Annotated in this window: 23 protein-coding genes; 9 read left to right on the top strand and 14 right to left on the bottom strand. The window is 70.4% G+C overall.

The genetic code is table 11. The annotated features are described in order from the left end of the window. Nucleotides 1-10 precede the first annotated feature (10 nt). The gene (locus FHR82_RS09555; RefSeq protein ID WP_184809910.1) at nucleotides 11-679 is read right to left on the bottom strand and encodes a DUF427 domain-containing protein; all 669 of its coding nucleotides are present in this window, start codon (nucleotides 677-679) and stop codon (nucleotides 11-13) included. Between the two features lie 231 nt (nucleotides 680-910). Between FHR82_RS09555 and FHR82_RS09550 the strand changes: the two genes are divergently transcribed. Then, complete coding sequence (locus FHR82_RS09550; RefSeq protein WP_184809909.1) at nucleotides 911-1,879, top strand: aldo/keto reductase; 969 nt, start codon at nucleotides 911-913, stop codon at nucleotides 1,877-1,879. Here FHR82_RS09550 and FHR82_RS09545 read toward each other — a convergent pair. Together FHR82_RS09545 and FHR82_RS09540 are read right to left on the bottom strand one after the other, a co-directional pair. Next, nucleotides 1,865-2,104: a hypothetical protein gene (locus tag FHR82_RS09545; RefSeq protein WP_311770984.1), complete on the bottom strand. Its 240-nt coding sequence runs from the start codon at nucleotides 2,102-2,104 to the stop codon at nucleotides 1,865-1,867. The two genes, FHR82_RS09550 and FHR82_RS09545, sit on opposite strands and share 15 nt — an antisense overlap. 18 nt (nucleotides 2,105-2,122) lie before the next feature. Next, on the bottom strand, nucleotides 2,123-3,298 hold the full coding sequence (locus tag FHR82_RS09540) for a S8 family peptidase (protein WP_184809908.1): 1,176 nt from the start codon (nucleotides 3,296-3,298) through the stop codon (nucleotides 2,123-2,125). Between the two features lie 129 nt (nucleotides 3,299-3,427). Here FHR82_RS09540 and mshC point away from each other — a divergent pair, with 129 nt between their 5' ends. Beyond that, complete coding sequence (gene mshC / locus FHR82_RS09535) at nucleotides 3,428-4,666, top strand: cysteine--1-D-myo-inosityl 2-amino-2-deoxy-alpha-D-glucopyranoside ligase (protein WP_184809907.1); 1,239 nt, start codon at nucleotides 3,428-3,430, stop codon at nucleotides 4,664-4,666. A 40-nt stretch (nucleotides 4,667-4,706) separates the two neighbouring features. On the opposite strand, the gene FHR82_RS09530 is transcribed toward mshC, so the two are convergent. From FHR82_RS09530 to FHR82_RS09515, 4 genes are read right to left on the bottom strand one after another with little or no spacing between them, the layout of a single operon-like run. Continuing rightward, a complete protein-coding gene (locus FHR82_RS09530) occupies nucleotides 4,707-5,072 on the bottom strand; it encodes a PIN domain-containing protein (RefSeq protein ID WP_311770983.1) in 366 nt (121 codons plus the stop codon). A 31-nt stretch (nucleotides 5,073-5,103) separates the two neighbouring features. Beyond that, entirely contained in the window at nucleotides 5,104-5,382 is a 279-nt protein-coding gene (locus FHR82_RS09525; protein WP_184809905.1) for a type II toxin-antitoxin system Phd/YefM family antitoxin, read from the bottom strand. A 37-nt stretch (nucleotides 5,383-5,419) separates the two neighbouring features. Continuing rightward, nucleotides 5,420-6,565 carry an MFS transporter gene (locus tag FHR82_RS09520; protein WP_184809904.1) on the bottom strand — a complete coding sequence of 382 codons (1,146 nt, stop codon included), beginning with the start codon at nucleotides 6,563-6,565 and terminating at the stop codon, nucleotides 5,420-5,422. A gap of 15 nt (nucleotides 6,566-6,580) precedes the next feature. Then, nucleotides 6,581-7,480 carry a PAC2 family protein gene (locus FHR82_RS09515; protein ID WP_376706394.1) on the bottom strand — a complete coding sequence of 300 codons (900 nt, stop codon included), beginning with the start codon at nucleotides 7,478-7,480 and terminating at the stop codon, nucleotides 6,581-6,583. A gap of 52 nt (nucleotides 7,481-7,532) precedes the next feature. Here FHR82_RS09515 and FHR82_RS09510 point away from each other — a divergent pair, with 52 nt between their 5' ends. From FHR82_RS09510 to hisG, 3 genes are read left to right on the top strand one after another with little or no spacing between them, the layout of a single operon-like run. Continuing rightward, nucleotides 7,533-8,225, top strand: coding sequence for an HAD family hydrolase (locus tag FHR82_RS09510; RefSeq protein ID WP_184809903.1), 693 nt, complete (start codon nucleotides 7,533-7,535; stop codon nucleotides 8,223-8,225). Between the two features lie 39 nt (nucleotides 8,226-8,264). Next, nucleotides 8,265-8,528, top strand: coding sequence for a phosphoribosyl-ATP diphosphatase (locus FHR82_RS09505; protein WP_184809902.1), 264 nt, complete (start codon nucleotides 8,265-8,267; stop codon nucleotides 8,526-8,528). A 45-nt stretch (nucleotides 8,529-8,573) separates the two neighbouring features. Further along, nucleotides 8,574-9,419, top strand: coding sequence for an ATP phosphoribosyltransferase (gene hisG, locus FHR82_RS09500; RefSeq protein ID WP_184809901.1), 846 nt, complete (start codon nucleotides 8,574-8,576; stop codon nucleotides 9,417-9,419). 66 nt (nucleotides 9,420-9,485) lie between these two features. On the opposite strand, the gene FHR82_RS09495 is transcribed toward hisG, so the two are convergent. Both FHR82_RS09495 and FHR82_RS09490 read right to left on the bottom strand, forming a co-directional pair. Beyond that, nucleotides 9,486-10,253 carry a thioesterase family protein gene (locus FHR82_RS09495; protein ID WP_184809900.1) on the bottom strand — a complete coding sequence of 256 codons (768 nt, stop codon included), beginning with the start codon at nucleotides 10,251-10,253 and terminating at the stop codon, nucleotides 9,486-9,488. Then, nucleotides 10,253-11,131, bottom strand: coding sequence for a RecB family exonuclease (locus tag FHR82_RS09490; protein ID WP_184809899.1), 879 nt, complete (start codon nucleotides 11,129-11,131; stop codon nucleotides 10,253-10,255). Before FHR82_RS09490 ends, FHR82_RS09495 begins: the two co-directional genes overlap by 1 nt. 100 nt (nucleotides 11,132-11,231) lie before the next feature. On the opposite strand from FHR82_RS09490, the gene FHR82_RS09485 reads away from it, so the two are divergent. Next, complete coding sequence (locus tag FHR82_RS09485) at nucleotides 11,232-12,362, top strand: M50 family metallopeptidase (protein WP_184809898.1); 1,131 nt, start codon at nucleotides 11,232-11,234, stop codon at nucleotides 12,360-12,362. Here the strand turns inward: FHR82_RS09485 and FHR82_RS09480 are convergent. Next, nucleotides 12,359-13,102: an Rv0361 family membrane protein gene (locus tag FHR82_RS09480; protein ID WP_184809897.1), complete on the bottom strand. Its 744-nt coding sequence runs from the start codon at nucleotides 13,100-13,102 to the stop codon at nucleotides 12,359-12,361. The genes FHR82_RS09485 and FHR82_RS09480 overlap by 4 nt on opposite strands. Before the next feature lie 133 nt (nucleotides 13,103-13,235). Here FHR82_RS09480 and FHR82_RS09475 point away from each other — a divergent pair, with 133 nt between their 5' ends. Then, nucleotides 13,236-14,069, top strand: coding sequence for a tRNA (adenine-N1)-methyltransferase (locus FHR82_RS09475; protein ID WP_184809896.1), 834 nt, complete (start codon nucleotides 13,236-13,238; stop codon nucleotides 14,067-14,069). A gap of 87 nt (nucleotides 14,070-14,156) precedes the next feature. Here the strand turns inward: FHR82_RS09475 and FHR82_RS09470 are convergent, their stop codons facing one another. The 4 genes from FHR82_RS09470 to FHR82_RS09455 form a co-directional block, all read right to left on the bottom strand. Then, nucleotides 14,157-14,636 (bottom strand): hypothetical protein, encoded by a 480-nt coding sequence (locus FHR82_RS09470; RefSeq protein ID WP_184809895.1) that lies wholly within the window; start codon nucleotides 14,634-14,636, stop codon nucleotides 14,157-14,159. 115 nt (nucleotides 14,637-14,751) lie between these two features. After that, nucleotides 14,752-15,564, bottom strand: coding sequence for a flagellar basal body-associated FliL family protein (locus FHR82_RS09465; RefSeq protein ID WP_184809894.1), 813 nt, complete (start codon nucleotides 15,562-15,564; stop codon nucleotides 14,752-14,754). Between the two features lie 30 nt (nucleotides 15,565-15,594). Next, nucleotides 15,595-16,269 (bottom strand): hypothetical protein, encoded by a 675-nt coding sequence (locus FHR82_RS09460; RefSeq protein WP_184809893.1) that lies wholly within the window; start codon nucleotides 16,267-16,269, stop codon nucleotides 15,595-15,597. Between the two features lie 162 nt (nucleotides 16,270-16,431). Then, nucleotides 16,432-17,127, bottom strand: a complete 696-nt coding sequence (locus FHR82_RS09455; protein WP_184809892.1) for an Rv0361 family membrane protein — start codon at nucleotides 17,125-17,127, stop codon at nucleotides 16,432-16,434. Nucleotides 17,128-17,382: 255 nt separating this feature from the next. Between FHR82_RS09455 and arc the strand changes: the two genes are divergently transcribed. Together arc and FHR82_RS09445 are read left to right on the top strand one after the other, a co-directional pair. Further along, the gene (gene arc / locus FHR82_RS09450) at nucleotides 17,383-19,197 is read left to right on the top strand and encodes a proteasome ATPase (RefSeq protein ID WP_184809891.1); all 1,815 of its coding nucleotides are present in this window, start codon (nucleotides 17,383-17,385) and stop codon (nucleotides 19,195-19,197) included. After that, complete coding sequence (locus FHR82_RS09445; protein ID WP_311770982.1) at nucleotides 19,198-20,097, top strand: aldo/keto reductase; 900 nt, start codon at nucleotides 19,198-19,200, stop codon at nucleotides 20,095-20,097. It begins immediately after the preceding gene.

Genomic DNA, 20,097 nt, shown 5'->3' with positions numbered 1-20,097 from the left:
CCGGGCAGGCTCACGCATCGCTGAACGGTGACCGCGGCCGCTCCTGCTGCTCGCCGTCGACGTACAGGTCCACCTTCTCGTTGTAGAAGCACGCCATGCCCGTGATCTTCTGGCTCTCCGGCAACGGGCTGCGGTAGATCCACACGATGTCCTCGTGGTCGCCGACGCTCCAGTACGACGCCGTCCCCTTGTACGGACAGGACGTCGAGGTCGCCGAAGGCCGCAGCAGTTCCATCCGCACGTCCGACAGCGGCAGGTAGTACCGAGGCGGCAGCGAGGTCTCGAAGAGGATCCTCGGCTGCCGCGACGACGCGACGGTCTCCCCGTCGATCCGCACCTCCACGTGCCGCGAGCTGGCGAGGATGTCCACCCGCTTGTACGGGTCGCGCGGGTGCACGTAGATCGGCTCGTCCTCCTCCAGCCACTCGTCCATGGCCGAGAACTCCAGCCGCACCAGGTCGTCGACGCGCGTGGCCGCCCCCGGCAACGTCACGTCACCGACCACCACGTCGCCGTCTGGCGTGACCTCGGCGAGGACGTCCGCCGCGGGCAGGTAGTAGGTCGGGTAGTGCGGGATCTCCCACACCAGCACCGGCGCCTTGCTGTCGGCGACCAGCCGGCCACCCGCATACACCCGGACCCGCTTGGGGCTCACCTCTTTGCGCACGCGGCCTCCCATGTTCGCTCCGCAAGCTCCGCTCAGTTCCGATGTTCGCTCCGCAAGCTCCGCTCAGTTCCGATGTTCGCTCCGCAAGCTCCGCTCAGTTCCGATGTTCGCTCCGCAAGCTCCGCTCAGTCACATTGTTCGCTCCGCAAGCTCCGCTCAGTCACATTGTTCGCTCCGCAAGCTCCGCTCAGTAGAAATTTACTCTGGACCTGGAGCGCGCTCCACGTACCACGATGGTCAGACATGACGACACGACCACTGGGGGACCGCGAGGTCAGCGCACTCGGCTTCGGGTGCTGGGCCATCGGCGGCCCCTTCTCCGACACGGAGGGCAAACCACTCGGCTGGGGCGAGGTCGACGACGACGAGTCGGTCGCCGCCATCCACGCCGCGCTCGACCTCGGGGTCACCTTCTTCGACACGGCCGACGTCTACGGCGCGGGCCGCAGCGAGCGGGTGCTCGGGCGGGCACTCGGCAAGCGGCGCGACGAGGTGGTGATCGCGAGCAAGTGGGGCAACGTGTTCGACGAGGACACGAAGGTGCTCACCGGCACCGACCAGACCGTCGAGTACATGAACAGGGCCATCCGGGCCACGCTCACCCGGCTCGGCACCGACCACCTCGACCTCTACCAGCTCCACACCGGACCCACCGTCGAGGAGGCCGCGCCGCTCGCCGACGCGGCCGAGGACCTGGTCAAGGAGGGGCTCATCCTCGGCTTCGCGTGGAGCACCGACGACCCGGAGCGGGCGGCGGCCTGGGCGGGCAGGCCGGGTCACGTCGCCGTGCAGCACGAGCTGTCCGTGCTGCACGACGCGCCGGAGATCCTCGACCTGTGCGAGCGGCACGGTCTCGCGAGCGTCAACCGCACCCCGCTCGCCATGGGCCTGCTCGGCCGACGGGACGGCAGCAGGCCCGCGACCGGCGCGGACATCCGCTCGGCCGCGCCGGAGTGGCTGCGGTTCTTCAGCGACGGTGTGCCGACCGCCGAGTGGGCGGCGGTGGTGGACGGCCTGCGCGACATCCTCACCAGCGACGGCCGCACCCTCGCACAGGGCGCGCTGGCGTGGCTGTGGGCCCGCAGCGGGCGGACCATCCCGATCCCGGGTTTCCGCAACGTTACCCAGGCGAAGGACAACGCGGGCGCGCTCGCACACGGCCCACTGCGTCCGGAGCAGATGGCCGAGGTCGCGCGCCTACTGCACGGGTGAGTCGGGCGGCGGCGCCTGGTACACCCGGGACCGTTCCACGTCGACGACACCGGGCACGGTCGACAGGGAGGCCAGCGCCGCCCCGTCGACCGTGCCGGTCACGACTCCGGCACTGCCGAGCACCTCGCTCACCCGCAGGCCGGCGGCCCGCAGCGCGTCCACCACGGTGGACATGTCGTCGACCTGGTCGTCGGCCACCGAGATGACCACCTGCTCGTCCGCCACCAGGCCTCCTCGACTTTCTCAGGGCGCTTGCATCAATCCTGCACCAACGTCGGTGGCAGGCAAAGGCAGCCGCCGCGCGTACTGCGACAACCGGGCCCACAGCTCCAGTCCCCGTGCGCCGGTGGCCTGCGCGATGAGCGCCGCGACGCCGGCCGAGTGCGGGGTCGCCATGCTGGTGCCGGAGATCCTCTTGTACCGCAATGGCATCGGCCAGCTGGAGTGCACGTCGACGCCGGGGCCGGTCAGGTCGATGGCACCGATCGCGTCCACCGTCCCGCACGAGAAGTACGCCATCTTCCCGGCCACGTCGACCGCGCTGATCGCCATGATCGACGGGCAGTTCGCGGGGTGCCCGACCGGGTTGATCCGGTCCGACCGCCGGTCGCTCTCGTTGCCCGCGGCCGCGATGATCAGCGTGCCCTTCTCCAGCGCCCTGGTCGCGACCCGCTCGAACGTGCGGGAGTACGCCTGCCCCGGCTGGGTCGGCGCGCCGAGCGACATCGACACGACCGAGCAGCCGTTCGTGATCGCCCAGTCGATGCCGGACAGGATGCCGCCGTCCGCGCCGGAGCCCCGGTTGCTCAGTACCTTGCCCACGTAGATGTCCGCCTTGTGGGCCACCCCGTAGCCGGGGCCGTCGTCGACCTCGCGGGGGCCGCAGGACGTGCCGACGCAGTGCGTGCCGTGACCGTGGCCGTCCTGCGCCTCCTCGCCCTGGACGAAGGACTGGGACACCACGGTCCGGCCCCCGAAGTCCGGGTGCTGGAGGTCGAAGCCGGTGTCCAGCACGGCCACCTTGATGCCCTCGCCGGTCGCCAGGCTGTTCTGCGCGCCCGTGGCCTGCAGACCCCAGGTGAACACCGACTCGTCGACCGTCTGGGTGTCGGTGTCCGCCACCGGCGTGGACGGCTCGATCGCCTCCACGTAGCGCTCCGGTTCGATCAGCGCGATCGGGCCCGGCTCGTCGGCGGCCCGCGCGAGTGCGGCGACCTGGTCGCCGTCGGCGCTGACCAGCGCGACCCCCAGTTCGTTCATCAGCAGACCGTCCGCTTCCCACAGCGCCGCCGCCTCACCGTCCGCGGTGTCCGCGGTGCGGATGCCCGCCACCCGGTTCAGCTCGCTGGTCGCGTCGGTCCAGTCGTCCTCGAGCAGGACCAGATACCGTCCTGTCGTCCCGTCTGCAGCCGCTGTCATGGCCGCCACCTTCTTCTCGTTCGCTCGGCTCGCGTACTTGGTAGGTCGCGCTCCGATGACGCGGTGTAACGGGCGTCACATGATCCCGTCGTACGGACCCCATCCAGTCGGACGTTTAGGGTCGGAAGCATGCAGAGCTGGCCATCCACCCCGGTGCCCCGGGTACCCGGTACCCCCCGTCCGCTGCGGCTTTACGACACCGCGGCGCGCGAGATCCGCCCGACGGCCCCCGGCCCGGTCGCGACCATGTACGTGTGCGGCATCACCCCGTACGACGCGACCCACCTCGGGCACGCGGCGACCTACCTCGCGTTCGACCTGGTGCACCGGCAGTGGCTCGACAACGGACACGACGTGCACTACGTGCAGAACGTCACCGACGTGGACGACCCGCTGCTGGAACGCGCCGAACGGGACCAGGACGACTGGGTCGTGCTGGCCATGCGCGAGACGGCGCTGTTCCGCGAGGACATGACGGCGCTGCGCGTGTTGCCGCCGAGGGACTACCTCGGTGCCGTCGAGTCGATCCCGGAGATCGTGGAGGCGGTCGCGAAGCTGCTGACCGACGGCATCGCCTACCGCGTCGACGACCCCGAGTTCCCGGACATCTACTTCTCGCACCTGGCGTCCGGCCGGTTCGGCACGGTGTCGCACTACTCGCCCGACGAGATGGCCACCTACTTCGCCGAGCGCGGCGGCGACCCGGACCGCGCGGGGAAGCGGCACCCGCTCGACGCGCTGCTGTGGCGCGCGGCGCGGCCCGACGAGCCGAGCTGGGAGAGCGAGCTGGGTCCTGGCCGTCCCGGCTGGCACGTCGAGTGCAGCGTCATCGCGCTGAACCGGCTCGGGATGCGCTTCGACCTGCAGGGCGGCGGGTCGGACCTGATCTTCCCGCACCACGAGTTCAGCGCAGCGCACGCCGAGGCGCTGACCGGCGAGCAGCCGTTCGCCAGGCACTACACGCACGCCGGGATGATCGGCCTGGACGGCGAGAAGATGTCCAAGTCGCGGGGGAACCTCGTGTTCGTGTCCCGCCTGCGCGCGGACAAGATCGACCCGATGGCCGTCCGCCTCGGCCTGCTGTCCGGCCACTACCGCGACGACCGCCCGTGGACCGGCGAGGTGCTGTCGACCGCACAGGAACGCCTCGCGCGCTGGCGGGCCGCGGTGGCCCTGGACGCCGCACCGCCCGCGGCGGACCTGGTCGGCAGGCTGCGGTCACACCTGTCGAACGACCTGGACAGCCCGGCGGCCTTGGCGGCCGTGGACGCGTGGGCGGCGGAGGCCCTGTCGACGGGCGGTTCCGACGCGGACAGCGGCGCACTGGTCCGCACCGCGGTGGACGCCCTGCTCGGCGTTCTGCTCTGACATCCGCCGGTGGCCCCGGCCGCACGATCGGGGCCACCGCTCAGACCGCGATGACCGTCACCATGTCGTCGAGGCCTGCGAAGTCGTCGATGTCGCGGGTGTAGAGCGGCAGGCCCCGCGACGACGCGATCGCGGCGATCATCAGATCGAGCTTGCGTGGCCTGGGGTCCCGGTCGGCCTCCAGGGTCAGGGCCACGAGCGAGCCGTAACGAGTCGCGGCGTCGCCGTCGAACGGCAGGGGATCGAAGTCGACGATGGCAACGCCCAGCTTCTCGGCTCGGGCCGCTCGGGCCGCCGCGCTCTTGGCCATCGCGACGCCCTGGTGCAGCTCAGCCATCGTGATCGCGGTGATTTCCGGGATCGACGGCAGCGCGGTCGCGTCGAGTCGTTCAAGATCGATGTACACGCAGGTGTTCAGTACGCCTGACTCGTGACGATCAGCCACGGGCACGCTCCCATGGATCGTGCTGGCCGACGCGGTCCTCGGTGCCGAAGAACTCGTCGGCTTCCCGCCGCATCTCGGCGTAGTCGACACTGAGCAGTTTCTTGTGCCGCTCCACCAGTTCCTCGGCGCTCAGCTTGCGCCTGCGGGAAACCGGGCGTAGCTCGGCGACCATGACGCCGTTGCGCGTTACCTGGTAGGTCTCGCCGGCCTCGACCGCGTCCATGATCGCGGCGGAGTTGTTCCGGAACTCCCGCTGCGTGATGACCTTCACCGCGCCAGTGTAGCCCCGGGTAGCCACCGGTGCTACGTCAGCGGCTCACCTTCGCGTAGCCGCGGCTCATCAGTGCCACGGGTGCCGTCACCACCAGCAGCACTGCCGGGATCAGGAAGCCCAGCACCGCCGAGTGGTGGTAGATCGGCGTGATCGCGATCGGGGCCGCCGCCGCGCCGATGAACCGGAACGCCTGTACGACCGACACCGCACCCGCCGGGTTGTGGTCGCTTGTCAGTACGAGCGTATTGAGACCGACCTGGATGAACTGCGCGCAGAAACCGCCCAGTGCCCACAGCACCCCGACGGCACCCACCCACGGCACCATGCCGATCAGCGCCACCGGGACCGCGCCCGCCACCGCGCCGATCAGTGCGCCTCTGCGCCCGCCGATGCGTTCCACGACGCGGCCGACGAGCCCGGCGGTGAGCATGCCGACCACGCCGAACGCCGTCAGCAGCAGTCCGCGCTGGCCGGCGGTCAGGCCGAAGCCGTCGTCGGTGCGGAACGCGACCAGGAACGTCAGCCCGCCGAGACAGCCCCAGCCCACGAGCGCCACGGCCGCGGCCCGCAGCACCTCCGGGCGCCACGCCGAACGCAGGCTGACCGGCTCCGGTGGACGGCCGCCGTGGTCGTCGCGCGGCACGCCGATCATCGCCAGCACCACGGCCGCCACCCCGACCCCCACGAACGCCAGCCGCCACGTCGCCTCCGCGGCCAGCCCACCGACCAGCGGCCCGCTCGTCTGGCCTGCCGCCTGCAGCGACGCGAACAGCCCGAGCGACCGCGACAGCCGGTCGCGCGGTGTGGTGGCGGCGAGTGTCGCCAGCAGCAGGGGAGTGGTGAACGCGTTCGCGATGCCCTGCACGCCCCGGCCCACCAGAAGCAGCGGGAACGTGGTCGAGACCACGCACAGCACCGAGCCCGCGAACGACACCACGTACGCGCCCAGCACGCTGCGCCGCCTGCCCCAGCGCGCGCCGAGCGTGCCGGAGAACAGCATGAACGCGGCGAACGGCACCAGGTAGGCCGTGATGGTGGCCGAGGCCACCGACGTCGAGACGCCGAAGTCGTTGCCCAGCTCCGGCAGCATCGAGGCGGTGACGCCGCCGCCGAACGGTCCCAGGAACCCGCCCGCGTGCAGTCCGGCGCGTGTGATCCGGGCGCGGTCGGTCAGTGGCACCAGGTCAGACGCGCATCACACACCGGAGGGGCCCCGGCCAGGACCCGGCCGACGCCGCCGCAGGTAGCGCTCGAACTCGGCGGCGATCGCGTCGCCGCTGGTCTCGTTCAGCGCCAGGTCCGCGTCGCCGCGCTCCTCGAGTGCGCGGACGTAGTTGCGGACGTCCTCGTCCTCCTCGGCCATCTCGCTGACCGTGCGCTGCCACTCCTCGGCCTGGTCGGGCAGGTCACCGAGCGGGACCTCGATGTCCAGGACCTCCTCGACGCGGTGCAGCAGCGCGAGTGTGGCCTTGGGCGACGGCGGCTGCGACACGTAGTGCGGCACCGCGGCCCAGATGGAGATCGCGGGCACCCCGGCCTGCACGCACGCGTCCTGCAGCACGCCGACGATGCCCGTCGGGCCTTCGTACCGGGAGCGTTCGAGGCCGAACCGGGCGGCGGACGCCGCGTCGTAGGCGGTGCCGGTCACCGGGACCGGGCGGGTGTGCGGGGTGTCGGCGAGCAGCGCACCGAGCGTGATCACGGTGCTGATGCCCAGTTCGTCGATCTGCTCGATCAGCTCCGAGCAGAACTTGCGCCAGCGCATGTTCGGCTCGATGCCGTGCATCAGGACGACGTCTCTGGTCGCACCGGGCGGCCTGCACACCGACAGCCTCGTGGTCGGCCACTCGACCCGGCGCGTCACCCCGTCGACCATGCGGACGGTGGGGCGCGTGACCTGGAAGTCGTAGTAGTCGTCCGGGTCGACCTCGGAGAGCGCGTTGGCCTCCCAGGTCAGCTGCAGGTGTTCGATGGCAGCTGTCGCGGCGTCGCCCGCGTCGTTCCACCCCTCGAAGGCACAGATCATCACTGGCTCGACGAGCGGCTCGTCGGCTGGGACGTCGGGTGCGGTCGGCTGCTGGTCCGGATCGGTCACCGGGCAAGCCTACGACCCGAGGGCTTCGGCCGGAGATCGTAGGCTGGTCGACATGCCAGCCGAGACCGAACCGAGGTCCCCGCACGCCCCGGCCGCGGTCCTGTGGGACCTGGACGGCACCATCCTCGACTCGGAGAAGCTCTGGGACATCCCGCTGTACGAGCTGACCGAGAAACTCGGTGGTCAGCTGTCCATCGCGACCCGGCAGGCCATGGTCGGCACGAACGTCATGGTGACCCTGCGCCTGCTGTACGCCGAGGTCGGGATCACCGACCCGACCCCGGAGCAGGTCGCCGACAGCGCCGCCTGGATCGACCGCCGGATGGCCGAGGTGTTCCGCGGTGACCTGCCGTGGCGGCCCGGCGCGGCAGCGGCCCTGGCCACGGTGCGGGCCGCCGGTTTCCCGACCGCGCTGGTCACCTCCACCGAACGCGACCTCGTGGAGATCGCCCTCGACACGATCGGCCGGGAGAACTTCGACGTCACCGTCTGCGGCGACGAGGTCGGCGGCCGCAACAAGCCACTGCCGGAGCCGTACCTGAAGGCGTGTCGCCTGCTGGCCGTGGACCCGGTCGGCTGCGTCGCGATCGAGGACTCCCCGACGGGCGTGTCGTCGGCGGTGGCAGCGGGCGCGACGGTGCTGGTCGTGCCGTGTGAAGTGGACGTGGACCAGGGCGAGCGCCGCGTGTTCCGCACCTCGCTGGAGGGCCTGACCGTGGCCGACCTCACGGCGTTGGTGGGCTGACCCGAAAGTGGGTTGGCGGGTGATGGCAGGATCATCGTCGTGAAGACGTTCGACGAGCTGTTCGCCGAACTCCGCGATCGGGCGGTCAACCGTCCCGAGGGCTCCGGCACCGTCGCCGCGCTCGACGCGGGGGTGCACGCGCAGGGCAAGAAGGTACTCGAGGAAGCGGGCGAGGTGTGGATCGCCGCTGAACACGAGTCCGACGAGCGCCTCGCCGAGGAGGTGTCCCAGCTCCTCTACCGAGTGCAGGTGCTGATGCTGGGCCGCGGCCTCACCCTCGACGACGTCTACCGGCACCTCTGAGCGGAGCTTGCCGGAGAGAACATCACTGCTGAGGAGAGTTCATCGATGCTCCGGGTCGCCGTGCCGAACAAGGGTGCGCTTGCCGCACCCGCCGCCGAGATGCTGTCCGAGGCGGGCTACCGGAAACGCCATGACCAGCGCGACCTGACCGTCCTCGACCCCGCCAACGACGTCGAGTTCTTCTTCCTGAGGCCCAAGGACATTCCCATCTACGTCGGCTCCGGCGAGCTGGACCTGGGCATCACGGGCCGCGACCAGGCTCTGGAGTCCCGCGCCCAGGTGGCCGAACGCCTCCCGCTGGGCTTCGGCGCGTCCACATTCCGGTACGCCGCCCCCGCGGGCACGGACTGGAAGGTCGGCGACCTGGAGGGCAAGCGCCTGGCCACGTCGTACCCGAACCTGGTGAAGCAGGACCTGGCTGCCCGCGGCATCACAGCGACGGTCATTCGCCTGGACGGTGCCGTGGAGATCTCGGTCCAACTGGGCGTGGCGGACGCGGTGGCCGACGTGGTGGATTCGGGCCGCACCCTCCGCCAGCACAACCTGACCGTCTTCGGCGACCCGATCTGCGAGTCCGAAGGCGTCCTGGTGCACGGCACGAACGCCGCCGACTCCCCGGCGAAGGACCAGCTGACCGGCCGGCTGCAGGGCGTCGTGTTCGCGCAGCAGTACATGATGCTCGACTACGACTGCCCGAAGTCCCTGCTGGACGAAGCCATCACGGTGACTCCTGGGCTCGAGTCGCCGACGGTGGCGCCGCTGGCCTCGCCGGACTGGGTGGCCGTGCGAGCGATGGTCTCCCGGAAGGAGGCCAACGTGGTGATGGACCGGTTGGCCGCACTGGGCGCGAGGGCGGTTCTGGCGTCGGACATCCGTTCCTGCCGCCTCTGACGCTCCTGACGTGACCGGAGGCCGGGCCGACGAGGGCCCGGCCTCCGTTGCGAAGGCACCTCAAAATCACTGAGGCCGCACCAGCAAAGCCTGCGCCCCCCGCCCCACCGCCCCCTGCACGTCATGCAGGACGGACACCGCGGTCCCAAAACCGTCCGGCCCGATGGCCGTAGCCGCGTCCAACGCGATCCACTCACCGACAGGCTCCCGGTGCACGTGCACCGTCAGATCGGAGTTGATGAACAGCCACTTCCGCGGATCCAACCGGTTGGACACCCCGTTCCCCGAATCCGCCACCGTCAGCAACCGCTGCAGGCCCGTCGGTTCCTCGGTGCCCACCAGAGGAACACCCTGCCGGGCCCACACCGTCGCGGGCCCCGGCTCACCGAGCGAACCCTTCAACGCCCGCCACTCCATGACGTCCAGGTACCCGGCGCCCCAGCCTTCCGGCCGCGTCATCACTCGCCCGTCCTCGGGCGGCGGCAGCCGCGTGTCGATCTCCGCGGCCACCGCGGTCGTGTCCGAACGGACGATCCGCCATGCCCGCGCACGCACCGCGACCCGTCCGTCGGCGGACAACTCGGCGCTCAGCAGTTCCACCGATCGGCCGGGGCGGTCCACGGCCGCGGTGACCGTCAGCTCCGCCACCGGCACCGGGCCCAGGATCTCCACCGTGACCCGCGCGATCGACATGGGCGCCGCGGACGGCAGCTGTTCCATCGCGCGCACCAGCAGCGCCGACGGCGGGCCGAGGTGCTGGGTGAGCGGCGACCACGGACCCGTGGTGTGCACAGTGGACTGGTACCGGCCGTCGCCGAGTGGTTCGTAGAACATCAGTCCGCCCTGTCCACAACGGTTTCCTCGCCCGGGTCGGGTTCCGGCCAGCCCGGGTAGTCGGGTGGGGTGCCGCCGAACTCCGGGCACAGGGCCTGGTGTGAGCACCAGTCGCACAGCCTGCTCTTGTTCGGGCGGAAGTCACCCGTCTTGCCGGCGCGGAGAATGGCCTGCCACACCGCGTCGAGGGTGCGTTCGAAGCGTTGCAGCTCCGCCTCGTCCGGGGTGTACCGCAGGGACTGGCGGTCGGCAAGGTACATCAGCTGCAGCTGCTTGGGCACCACGCCGCGCAGCCGCCACAGCACCAGCGCGTAGAACTTCATCTGGAACAGCGCCTTCGCCTCGCCGATCTCGCGGGGCGCCGTGCCGGTCTTGTAGTCGACGACCCGGATCTCACCCGTCGGCGCGACGTCCAGCCGGTCGATGTAGCCGCGCAGCAGCACCCCCGACGCCAGCTCGGTCTCCACCAGCAGCTCACGCGCCTCGGGGTCCAGGCGGCGCGGGTCCTCCAGCGTGAAGTACCCGTCGATCAACCGTGCCGCCGTCTCCAGCCAGTGGTCCTGGCTGTCGTCGGTGGGGAACAGGTCGGCGAACTCCTGCCGCTCCTCCCTCAGCCGCTCCCACACCGGGCCGAGCAGCGCGTGCGCCCGGGCGGGCACCCGCTCCGCCGCGGGCAACGCGAACAGCTCCTCCAGCACCGCGTGCACGACGATCCCGCGCACCTGCGCGACCGACGGCGTCTCCGGCAACCGGTCCACCGCGCGGAAGCGGTAGAGCAACGGGCACTGCTTGAAGTCACCGGCCCGCGACGGCGACAACGCGGGCCGCCGCGGTCGCGGCACGACCTCCTCGAGGATCGCGGCTGGGGTTTCCGTCATGCCCAAGACCCTAGGCCGTACCACCGACAATCCCGGCGGAGGTGTACCAGGTATGTCCCTCACACGGCTTTCCCACACGATTCCGCATACCCTGCTTCGCATGACCAACGGACCGGACTGGGCGGAGCGCGATCCGGGCCTGGTGCTCTTCCGGTTCCGTGGCGTGCCCGTGCTCCTGTCCCCGTCGTGGTGGGTCGGGTCGGTCGCGATCATCGTGCTCTACGCGCCGCTGGTCGAGCGCTTCCTGCCGAACGCGGACGCGGTCGTGTCGATCTCGCTCGCGGCGGCGTTCGCCGTACTCCTCGGCGCTTCCGTGCTCGCCCACGAGCTGGGGCACTGCGTCGTCGCCCTGCACCTGGGCATCCCGGTCCGCAGGCTCCGGCTGTTCCTGCTCGGCGGGCTCGCCGAGATCAGCAGGACGCCGCGCAAACCGTCCCAGGAAGGCCTGATCGCGGCCGCGGGCCCCGCTGTGTCCGCGGTCCTCGCCGGGCTCTGCGGTCTGGTGCTGCTGTTCATGCCCGCCGAGGGACCGGTCTGGCTGCTGGTGCTCGAGTGCGCGGTCGCCAACGTGGCCGTCGCCGTGTTCAACATCCTCCCCGGCCTTCCGCTGGACGGCGGCCGCCTGCTCCGCGCGGGTGTCTGGGCCGTGTCGGGGGATCGGGGGATCGGCACCCGCGCCGCGGTCGTCGGCGGCTGGCTCGTCGCCGGCCTGCTGATGCTGTGGGCCCTGTGGGGGCTCGCCAACGAGAGCCCGGACCGCTGGCTGCGCTTGGGCGTATGTGCGCTCACCGCGTGGTTCGTGGTGTCCGGGGCGCGGGGTGAGCTCGCCGCCGACCAGCGCAGGACCTGGCCGGACGGGCTCGCGCTCGCCGACCTCGTCCGCCCGATCCTCCAGCTACCGGCCGAGAGCCCGGTGGCCGACGCGCTCAGTGCCGCCGCGGGCCGAGGCGTGGTGCTGGTGCGCGCCGACGGGGTCGCGGCGGGCCTGCTGGACCCGGTCGCCGCCGAACGCCTGGCGGAACGGTCCCCGATGGCGCCCGCCGAACAGGCGGCCGAGCCGATCCGGCCCGAGTCGGTGCTCCTGGACTCGGATCCGGGCGAGGACATCGCCGAGCGCGTCCAGGAGACAGCGGCGTGGCAGTTCCTGGTGGTCGACGCGGAGGGCAGGCCGGCCGGTGTCCTGCACAGGGACGACCTGCGGGCCAGCCTGACCCCGCGCCACCGCTACTAGTTGCTCGACTTCGGGATCGGGTTCGGGATCGAGCCGGTGTTGGCCGGTCCGTCCTCGCTGCCGCTCGACGTGCTGTCCGTGCCCTCGCTGCCGCCGGGGCTGTCCCGCTGGTAGAGGCCGCAGACGACGAAGTGACCGTCCTCCTTCTTGACGTCCATCTTCATCGGGTCGCGCTCGTCGTCGCCGCGCTTCTGCGTCATGTCGAACGTGGCGCCCTCGCCCTCCTCCTTGAAGTTGGAGACGGCGAAGGTCGTCTTGTCCGGCTTCTCTTTCGCGTCGCCTTCCTTCTTCGCGTCCTGCAGCTCGCTGTTCAGCTCGTCGTAGTCGTCGGCGCACATCAGCGGCTTGACCTTGTCCAGGGTCGCGTCCGCCGGGCTCATGCTGACCGCGGTACCCAGCTCCTTGACGAACGAGTCCGCCGCCGCGCGCGGGCTCGCCTCGCTCCCGCCCCCGCCGCCGCCGTCGTCCTTGAGCAGCAGGAACGCGGCGACACCGCCACCACCCAGCACCAGCACGCCCACGATCACCAGCGTGACGATCAGCCCGGTCTTCGACTTCTTCGGCGGTGGGCCGGCCGGGAAGCCGGGCTGCTGGCCCCACTCCGGCTGCTGACCCCACTGCTGCGGTTGCTGCCCGTACTGCGGTTGCTGCCCGTACTGGGGTTGCTGGCCGTACGGGTTCTGCTGACCGTACGGGTCCTGTGGACCGTACGGGCCGGGCTGCTGCGGTGGGTACGTCATGATCTCCCCTGATGATCACCGGCTGCGTGGGCGCTCGCCAGGGTAGTAGCGGTCCCCGACAACGGACCGTCGCGGGTCTCTGCGACTATCTCGCGGTTGGTAACACGCGGGAACGAGATGGAGCGGGATTCGGGTGACGGAGGTCAGGGCGAGCGGGCCGTTTCGGGTGGGCGACCGGGTACAGCTCACCGATCCGAAGGGACGGCATTACACGCTCGTGCTCGCGGAGGGCGAGCAGTACCACACCCACCGTGGGGCGGTGGCCCACGACGACCTCATCGGTCGGCCGGAGGGCTCGGTGGTCACCTCGGTGGGTGGCACCGGCTACCTGGCCCTGCGGCCGCGCCTGGCCGACTACGTGCTCTCGATGCCGCGTGGCGCGCAGGTGATCTACCCGAAGGACAGCGGGCAGATCGTGATGTGGGGCGACATCTTCCCCGGCGCCCGCGTGCTGGAGGCAGGCGCGGGATCCGGTGCGCTCACCTGCTCGCTGCTGCGTGCGGTGGGCCCGGAGGGGCACGTGATCTCGTACGAGGTACGGGACGACCACGCCGTGCACGCCGTCCGCAACGTGACCTCGTTCTTCGGCGAGGAACCCAAGAACTGGGACCTGCGCGTGCGTGACCTGGCCACCCACGAGGGGGAGGTCGACCGCGTCATCCTGGACATGCTCTCGCCGGAGGAGGTGCTGCCGACGGTGGCGGCGAACCTCATCCCGGGCGGTGTGCTCGTGGTGTACGTGGCGACGACGACGCAGCTGTCGCGGGTCACCGAGGCCCTGCGTGAGCAGCAGTGCTGGACCGAGCCGGAGGCGTGGGAGACGCTCATGCGGCCATGGCACGTGGTCGGACTGGCGGTGCGGCCGGAACACCGGATGCAGGCGCACACGGCGTTCCTGCTGACGGCCCGCAGGCTCGCCGACGGTGTGGTGACGCCGAGACCGCAGCGCCGGGGGCGCCAGCCCTGACAAACACTGTCGCCAGCCCTGACCAACACTGCCGCCGGTCCTGACCCCAGGGCCAGGACCGGCGGCAGTGTTGTTATGGGCAGCTCGTCAGGACGGGATGCACCAGCGCCCGTCTTTCTTGGTCAGCGGCATGGGCACGACGGCGGGCTCACTGTTCGCGATGGTCAGCTCGAGGTCGATGGTCGCCGTGTCGCCGTTGATCTTGGGCTCACCCACGACCTTGGCCCTCGCGTCGGCGGGGAAGGTTTCCTCCGTCGCGGGGTTGGACGGGTCGCACGACATCTTGTTGAGCGCGTCGATGTCGGCGGTGGAGATCGCCGCCGCGGCCTGCTCGGCGACCGTCCCGGCCGCGTCGGCCTCCGCCGGGGTTCCCGGCGCTCCGGTCGCCCCGGTCGCGGTGGCAGGCGGCGCCACGGAGGCGCCCGTGGTGTCGCCCGGGGTCGTCGGTGCGGCCGAGCCGGTGATGGTCGGGACGTCCCCGCCCTCTGCCGCGTTCTCGGGTGAGTCGTCCCTGGTCAGCAGGTAGACGACGACACCGGCCACGACGAGCACGACCACCGCGGCCACGGACGCGAGCAGAACCTTGTTCCGCCCCGCGGGCGCGGGTTCTGTCGTTGTCCCGGTGGTCGTTGTCCCGGTGGTCGCTGTCTCAGTCTCTGCCGGGGACTCCTTCGGGTCCTCGTCAGATCGTGACACACCAGGCTCCGTCCTTGTACTCGAACGGCAGCGGGATCGCCTGCCCGGAGGCACCCGCCACGGTCATGTCGACGGTGGCCAGGCCCTCGCTGATCGTGGTGACCTTGCCGACCTCTGCGGTCGCCTGGCCCGCGAGGGTGTCGTACATCGTGCCCCCGCCGGTCTTCGCGCAGGTCAGCGCGGTCGCCGCGGCCTCGTCGGAGTTGTTGACCGCGTCCGCGTACTCCTGGGCGGTCGCGGTCAGCTCGGCCTCGTCGCCGCCGCTCGGCTCCTCCTCGGAGGTGGGCGCGTCCTCGGACGTGGGCTCCTCGGCGGTGGGCTCCTCGGACGGCTCGTCCGTCTGCGTGCTCTCGGTGTTCTGCGTCGCGTTCCCGCCGCCCTCGTCGTCCTTGTTGAGCAGGAGGAACGCGGTGAGGCCGCCGCCGATCAGCAGCACCGCGGCCACGACGATCGCGATGATCATGCCGCGCTTGCTCTTCGGCGGCTCACCGCCCGGGTAGCCGGGCTGGCCGCCGTACTGCTGCTGCTGGCCGTAGGGGTCCGTGCCGAACTGGCTGGTCTGGCCGTACTGACCGTACTGTCCGCCCTGCTGCTGGGGCTGCTGGCCGTACTGGCCCGGCTGACCTTGCTGACCCGGCTGACCGTATTGTCCCGGCTGGCCCGGCTGGCCCGGCTGGCCCGGCTGGCCCGGCTGCTGACCGTACTGTCCCGGCTGACCCTGGCCGGGCTGTCCTTGCTGGCCGTACGGGTTCTGCTGGCCGTACGGGTCGGGCTGTCCCGGCTGCGGCGGGTACGTCATTACTGGGCTCCGATGGTCGGGTACAGATGGTCAGGCGGTGCCTTCGCCGCAGAACCGCCACTCGCCGCTCTCCTGCACGATCTTGATGAGGATCTTCGGCTCCTGCGTCTGACCGTCGCCGACGAGCGTCAGGTCGATCTTCGCGGTGGCGGTGTCCGGGTGTTCGCTGTCGATCTCCGCTTCCCCGTCCGGCGACGCGGAGATGTCATAGCCCTCGAGCTTGGTCTCCAGCTCCGAGGTGTCGGTGCCGAACTTGGTCTTGTACGCCCGGCAGGCGCTGTCGACCACGTCGGCGAAGTCCTTGTTCTCGTATGCGGCCATGTAGTCATCGCGCACGTCGTCCGGAGTGTTGCTCGCGTCAGACTCGTCGGACTCTTGATCCTGGTCACGATCCGATGACGCGTCGTCGGACGGGGTCTGGTCGCTGCCCGTGTTGTTCGAGTTGTCGCGGTTGGTCCGATCGGAGGACGCGTCGTTGCTCGAACTCCCGCTGTCCCTGGTGAGGAAGTAGGTCGCGACACCGCCGCCGCCGAGCACCAGGACCGCGATCACGACGATCGCGATGATCTTGCCGGTGTTCCGCCCGCCCGGCCCGGCCGGCCCGCCCTGACCACCACCGGAGTAGCTGCCGAGACCCTGGTAGGACGACTGGCCGTACTGGCCCGGCTGGCCCTGCTGGCCCGGCTGTTGCGGTGGATACGTCATCTTCGGCCCCGAACTCCTCACGCACGTGCTGCACTAGAGACGGAGCCGGCGCGCCGTCCGTTCCCGACAATTCCGTCGACGGTGCCCATCGTAAGCAAGACCCAAGACAGCGGCCGCCGCCGGGACACGCCCGGACGACGGCCGCTTGATCATTTCGTTACGTCAGCCGTCCGCGCCGCCCATGTCGAGGCCGGTGATGCACCAGTCCCCGCCGTCCTTCTTCATGTTCAAGGTCGCGGAGATGCTCTCCGGCATCGCGCTGGCGTACTCCTCGGGCAGGTTGGTGAGCTTCATCGAGACGTCGGCGGTCGCCGAGTCACCGTTTTCCTGCACCTCACCCAAGGTGTACTCGACCTTGACGTCCTTGAGCGCCGGGTCGATCTCACCGGGGTCGACGTTCTGCTTGACGTCTTCCTTGTTCGCGGCGCAGGTCAGGTCGGCGAGGGCGTCGTAGTCCTCGCCGTTCACCGCGCTGACGGCCGAGTCGGCCAGCTCTTGAGGACTGCTGGAGCCGCCGCCACCGGTGAGGACGATGATGAGCACCACCACGACGGCCACCACGACCACGCCGCCACCGGCGAGGATCCACGGCATGGGGCTCTTCTTCTGCGGCGGGTAACCGTAGCCACCCTGTTGACCGTAGGGCTGCTGCTGTCCGAATTGCGGCTGTTGCCCGTACGGGTTCTGCTGCTGCGGCTGCGGCCCGGACTGGGGGTAGCCGCCCTGCTGCGGATATCCGCCCTGCTGTGGGTAACCACCCTGCTGCGGGTAGCCGCCAGGCTGCTGACCTGGGCCGGGCTGCTGTCCCCACCCGGGCTGCCCGCCCCATTGCCCCGGCTGCTGCGGCGGTTGCGACATCGCGTGTATCTCCCTTTTCCGTGGCGACCCCATCGCCAAGTCTCCGAGTTGCCGCCGACGGCTCCATCATCGGACGACTACCTGACGCACCGTAGCGGGTGGGTGGTGCCGCTATGCGCCGAGATGGCCTAATCCACTTCCGACGGTGACCGTTTCCACGGTGCTACGCGACGGTTCCGAGATGTGGATGGTCTTACTTTGTCGGTCTACACCGGTACCGTGGGGGTAGGAAGAATTTCGGGAGGAGGTGCCGACATGCAGCACGATCGTCCCGGTGGTCGGCCAGAGGAGGCTGACGAGCACGGCGCTGGACCGGAGGCGGCTTCTGGGCACGAACCGTCGGAAGCTGCCCAGATCCGGTTCCTCGAAGAGGAAGTAGCGCTGCTGCGCCGGAAACTGACGGACTCGCCTCGGCATGCCCGCCTGCTTGAGCAGCGGCTCGCCGAGGCGTCGGAGCGGGTCAGCCAGTTGACTGAGCGTAACTCCAAGCTGGTCGAGACCCTACGGGAGGCGAGGAGTCAGCTCCTCGCGCTCCGGGAGGAGGTCGACCGCCTCGCGCAGCCGCCCAGCGGCTATGGCGTGTTCCTGCAGGGACACGAGGACGGCACCGTGGACGTGTTCACGGCAGGCCGGAAGATGCGGGTGGCCTGCTCACCCGCGGTCGAGGTGGGTGACCTGCGCCGAGGGCAGTCCGTGCGGCTGAACGAGGCGCTCACCATCGTCGAGGCAGGCTCGTTCGAGCGCATCGGCGAGGTGTCCACACTGCGGGAACTGCTCGCGGAGGCGGACGACTCGCCGCCGATGCGCGCGCTCGTGGTCGGGCACGCCGACGAGGAGCGCGTGGTCTGGCTCGCCGACCCGTTGCGGGACGCCCCCCTGAAGCCGGGTGACTCGCTGCTGGTGGACTCGAAGTCGGGCTACGCCTACGAGCGGGTGCCGAAGGCCGAGGTCGAGGACCTGGTGCTGGAGGAGGTGCCGGACGTCCGCTACGAGGACATCGGTGGCCTGTTCCGGCAGATCGAACAGATCCGCGACGCGGTGGAGCTGCCGTTCCTGCACGCGGACCTGTTCCGCGAGTACGAGCTGCGGCCGCCGAAGGGCGTCCTGCTCTACGGTCCGCCCGGCTGCGGCAAGACGCTCATCGCGAAGGCGGTGGCGAACTCGCTGGCCAAGCAGGTGGCGGCGGCGCGGGGTGACGGCAAGGCGCACGAGGCCAAGTCGTACTTCCTCAACATCAAGGGCCCTGAGCTGCTCAACAAGTTCGTCGGTGAGACCGAGCGGCACATCCGCCTGATCTTCCAGCGGGCGCGGGAGAAGGCATCGGAGGGCACACCGGTCATCGTGTTCTTCGACGAGATGGACTCGATCTTCCGGACCCGCGGCAGCGGTGTCTCCTCGGACGTCGAGACCACGATCGTGCCGCAGCTGCTCAGCGAGATCGACGGTGTCGAGGGCCTCGAGAACGTCATCGTGATCGGTGCCTCCAACCGCGAGGACATGATCGACCCGGCGATCCTGCGGCCAGGCCGGCTGGACGTCAAGATCAAGATCGAGCGGCCGGACGCGGAAGCCGCGCGGGACATCTTCACGAAGTACCTGACGCGGAACCTGCCGATCCACGCCGAGGACCTCGCCGAGTTCGGCGGGGACCCGAAGGCCACGATCGACGCGATGATCCAGCACACCGTCGAGCGCATGTACGAGGAGACGGAGGAGAACCGGTTCCTCGAGGTCACGTACGCCAACGGGGACAAGGAGGTCCTGTACTTCCGTGACTTCAACTCGGGCGCGATGATCCAGAACATCGTGGACCGGGCGAAGAAGGCGGCGATCAAGTCGGTGCTGGAGACCAAGCAGCCCGGCCTGCGCGTGCAGCACCTGCTGGACGCGATCGTTGACGAGTTCGCGGAGAACGAGGACCTGCCGAACACCACGAACCCGGACGACTGGGCGCGTATCTCCGGCAAGAAGGGGGAGCGGATCGTGTACATCCGCACCCTCGTCACGGGGAAGAACCAGGAGTCGGGTCGGGCGATCGACACGGCGACGAACACGGGGCAGTACCTGTAGGTGCGGCTCGGACTGGGATTGGCGGCACTCGGCCGGCCGGCGTACATCAACGTCGGCCGGTCCGAGCTGCCGCCTTCTCGTTCTGTGGCGGCCATGCGGGACGCGTCGTGGGCGGTGCTGGACGCCGCGTACGCCGCCGGTGTCCGCTGGGTGGACGTGGCCCGCTCCTACGGGCTGGCTGAGGAGTTCCTGGCGGGCTGGCTGGACTCCAGGGCGCCGTCCGGTGTGACGGTGTCCAGCAAGTGGGGCTACGCCTACGTGGGTGGCTGGCGGCTCGACGCGGCCGTGCACGAGGAGAAGTCCCACACGCTCGACCGGTTCCGCACGCAGTGGACGGAGAGCACCGCCCTGCTCGGCGACCGGCTCGCGCTGTACCAGGTGCACTCGCTGACCCCGGACAGCCCGCTGTTCGACGACCTGGCGCTGCAGGACGCGCTGGCGGCCTTGCCGGTGCGGGTCGGCTTCTCGACGTCCGGCCCCGAGCAGGCGTCCGTGGTGCGCAGGGCGCTGGCGCTGGAACGCCACGGGAAGCCCGTCTTCACCGCGGTACAGTCGACCTGGAACCTCCTGGAGCCCTCCGCGGGCCCCGCCCTCGCCGAGGCGCACGCCGCGGGCGCGCACGTGCTCGTCAAGGAGGCGCTGGCCAACGGCAGGCTCGCGGTCGAACCGCCGGAACCGGTGGCCGCGCTGGCGAAGTCCCTGGACGTGGGCCCGGACGCGGTCGCACTGGCCGCCGTGCTGGCACAGCCGTGGGCCGACACCGTGTTGTCCGGCGCGGCGGGCACCCACCAGCTCGCGAGCAACCTCGCGGCGGAGTCGGTGCCGCACGCGGCGCTGCCCGAGCTCGCCGAGGCGCCCGCCGACTACTGGAAACACCGCTCGGATCTCGCCTGGGCGTGA

It is taken from the genome of Actinophytocola algeriensis (assembly GCF_014203735.1).
GTDB classification, from domain to species: Bacteria; Actinomycetota; Actinomycetes; order Mycobacteriales; family Pseudonocardiaceae; genus Actinophytocola; species Actinophytocola algeriensis.
Note: the sequence above shows the minus strand (reverse complement) of the source record. Positions and strands in the feature narration are given on the sequence as shown.

What these genes read in the sequence shown, in the direction of transcription:
- FHR82_RS09555 (WP_184809910.1), bottom strand. Translation starts at nt 679, where the DNA reads ATGGGAGGCCGCGTGCGCAAAGAGGTGAGCCCCAAGCGGGTCCGGGTG.
- FHR82_RS09550 (WP_184809909.1), top strand. Translation starts at nt 911, where the DNA reads ATGACGACACGACCACTGGGGGACCGCGAGGTCAGCGCACTCGGCTTC.
- FHR82_RS09540 (WP_184809908.1), bottom strand. Translation starts at nt 3,298, where the DNA reads ATGACAGCGGCTGCAGACGGGACGACAGGACGGTATCTGGTCCTGCTC.
- mshC (WP_184809907.1), top strand. Translation starts at nt 3,428, where the DNA reads ATGCAGAGCTGGCCATCCACCCCGGTGCCCCGGGTACCCGGTACCCCC.
- FHR82_RS09510 (WP_184809903.1), top strand. Translation starts at nt 7,533, where the DNA reads ATGCCAGCCGAGACCGAACCGAGGTCCCCGCACGCCCCGGCCGCGGTC.
- hisG (WP_184809901.1), top strand. Translation starts at nt 8,574, where the DNA reads ATGCTCCGGGTCGCCGTGCCGAACAAGGGTGCGCTTGCCGCACCCGCC.
- FHR82_RS09495 (WP_184809900.1), bottom strand. Translation starts at nt 10,253, where the DNA reads ATGTTCTACGAACCACTCGGCGACGGCCGGTACCAGTCCACTGTGCAC.
- FHR82_RS09490 (WP_184809899.1), bottom strand. Translation starts at nt 11,131, where the DNA reads ATGACGGAAACCCCAGCCGCGATCCTCGAGGAGGTCGTGCCGCGACCG.
- FHR82_RS09485 (WP_184809898.1), top strand. Translation starts at nt 11,232, where the DNA reads ATGACCAACGGACCGGACTGGGCGGAGCGCGATCCGGGCCTGGTGCTC.
- FHR82_RS09480 (WP_184809897.1), bottom strand. Translation starts at nt 13,102, where the DNA reads ATGACGTACCCACCGCAGCAGCCCGGCCCGTACGGTCCACAGGACCCG.
- FHR82_RS09465 (WP_184809894.1), bottom strand. Translation starts at nt 15,564, where the DNA reads ATGACGTACCCGCCGCAGCCGGGACAGCCCGACCCGTACGGCCAGCAG.
- FHR82_RS09460 (WP_184809893.1), bottom strand. Translation starts at nt 16,269, where the DNA reads ATGACGTATCCACCGCAACAGCCGGGCCAGCAGGGCCAGCCGGGCCAG.
- FHR82_RS09455 (WP_184809892.1), bottom strand. Translation starts at nt 17,127, where the DNA reads ATGTCGCAACCGCCGCAGCAGCCGGGGCAATGGGGCGGGCAGCCCGGG.
- arc (WP_184809891.1), top strand. Translation starts at nt 17,383, where the DNA reads ATGCAGCACGATCGTCCCGGTGGTCGGCCAGAGGAGGCTGACGAGCAC.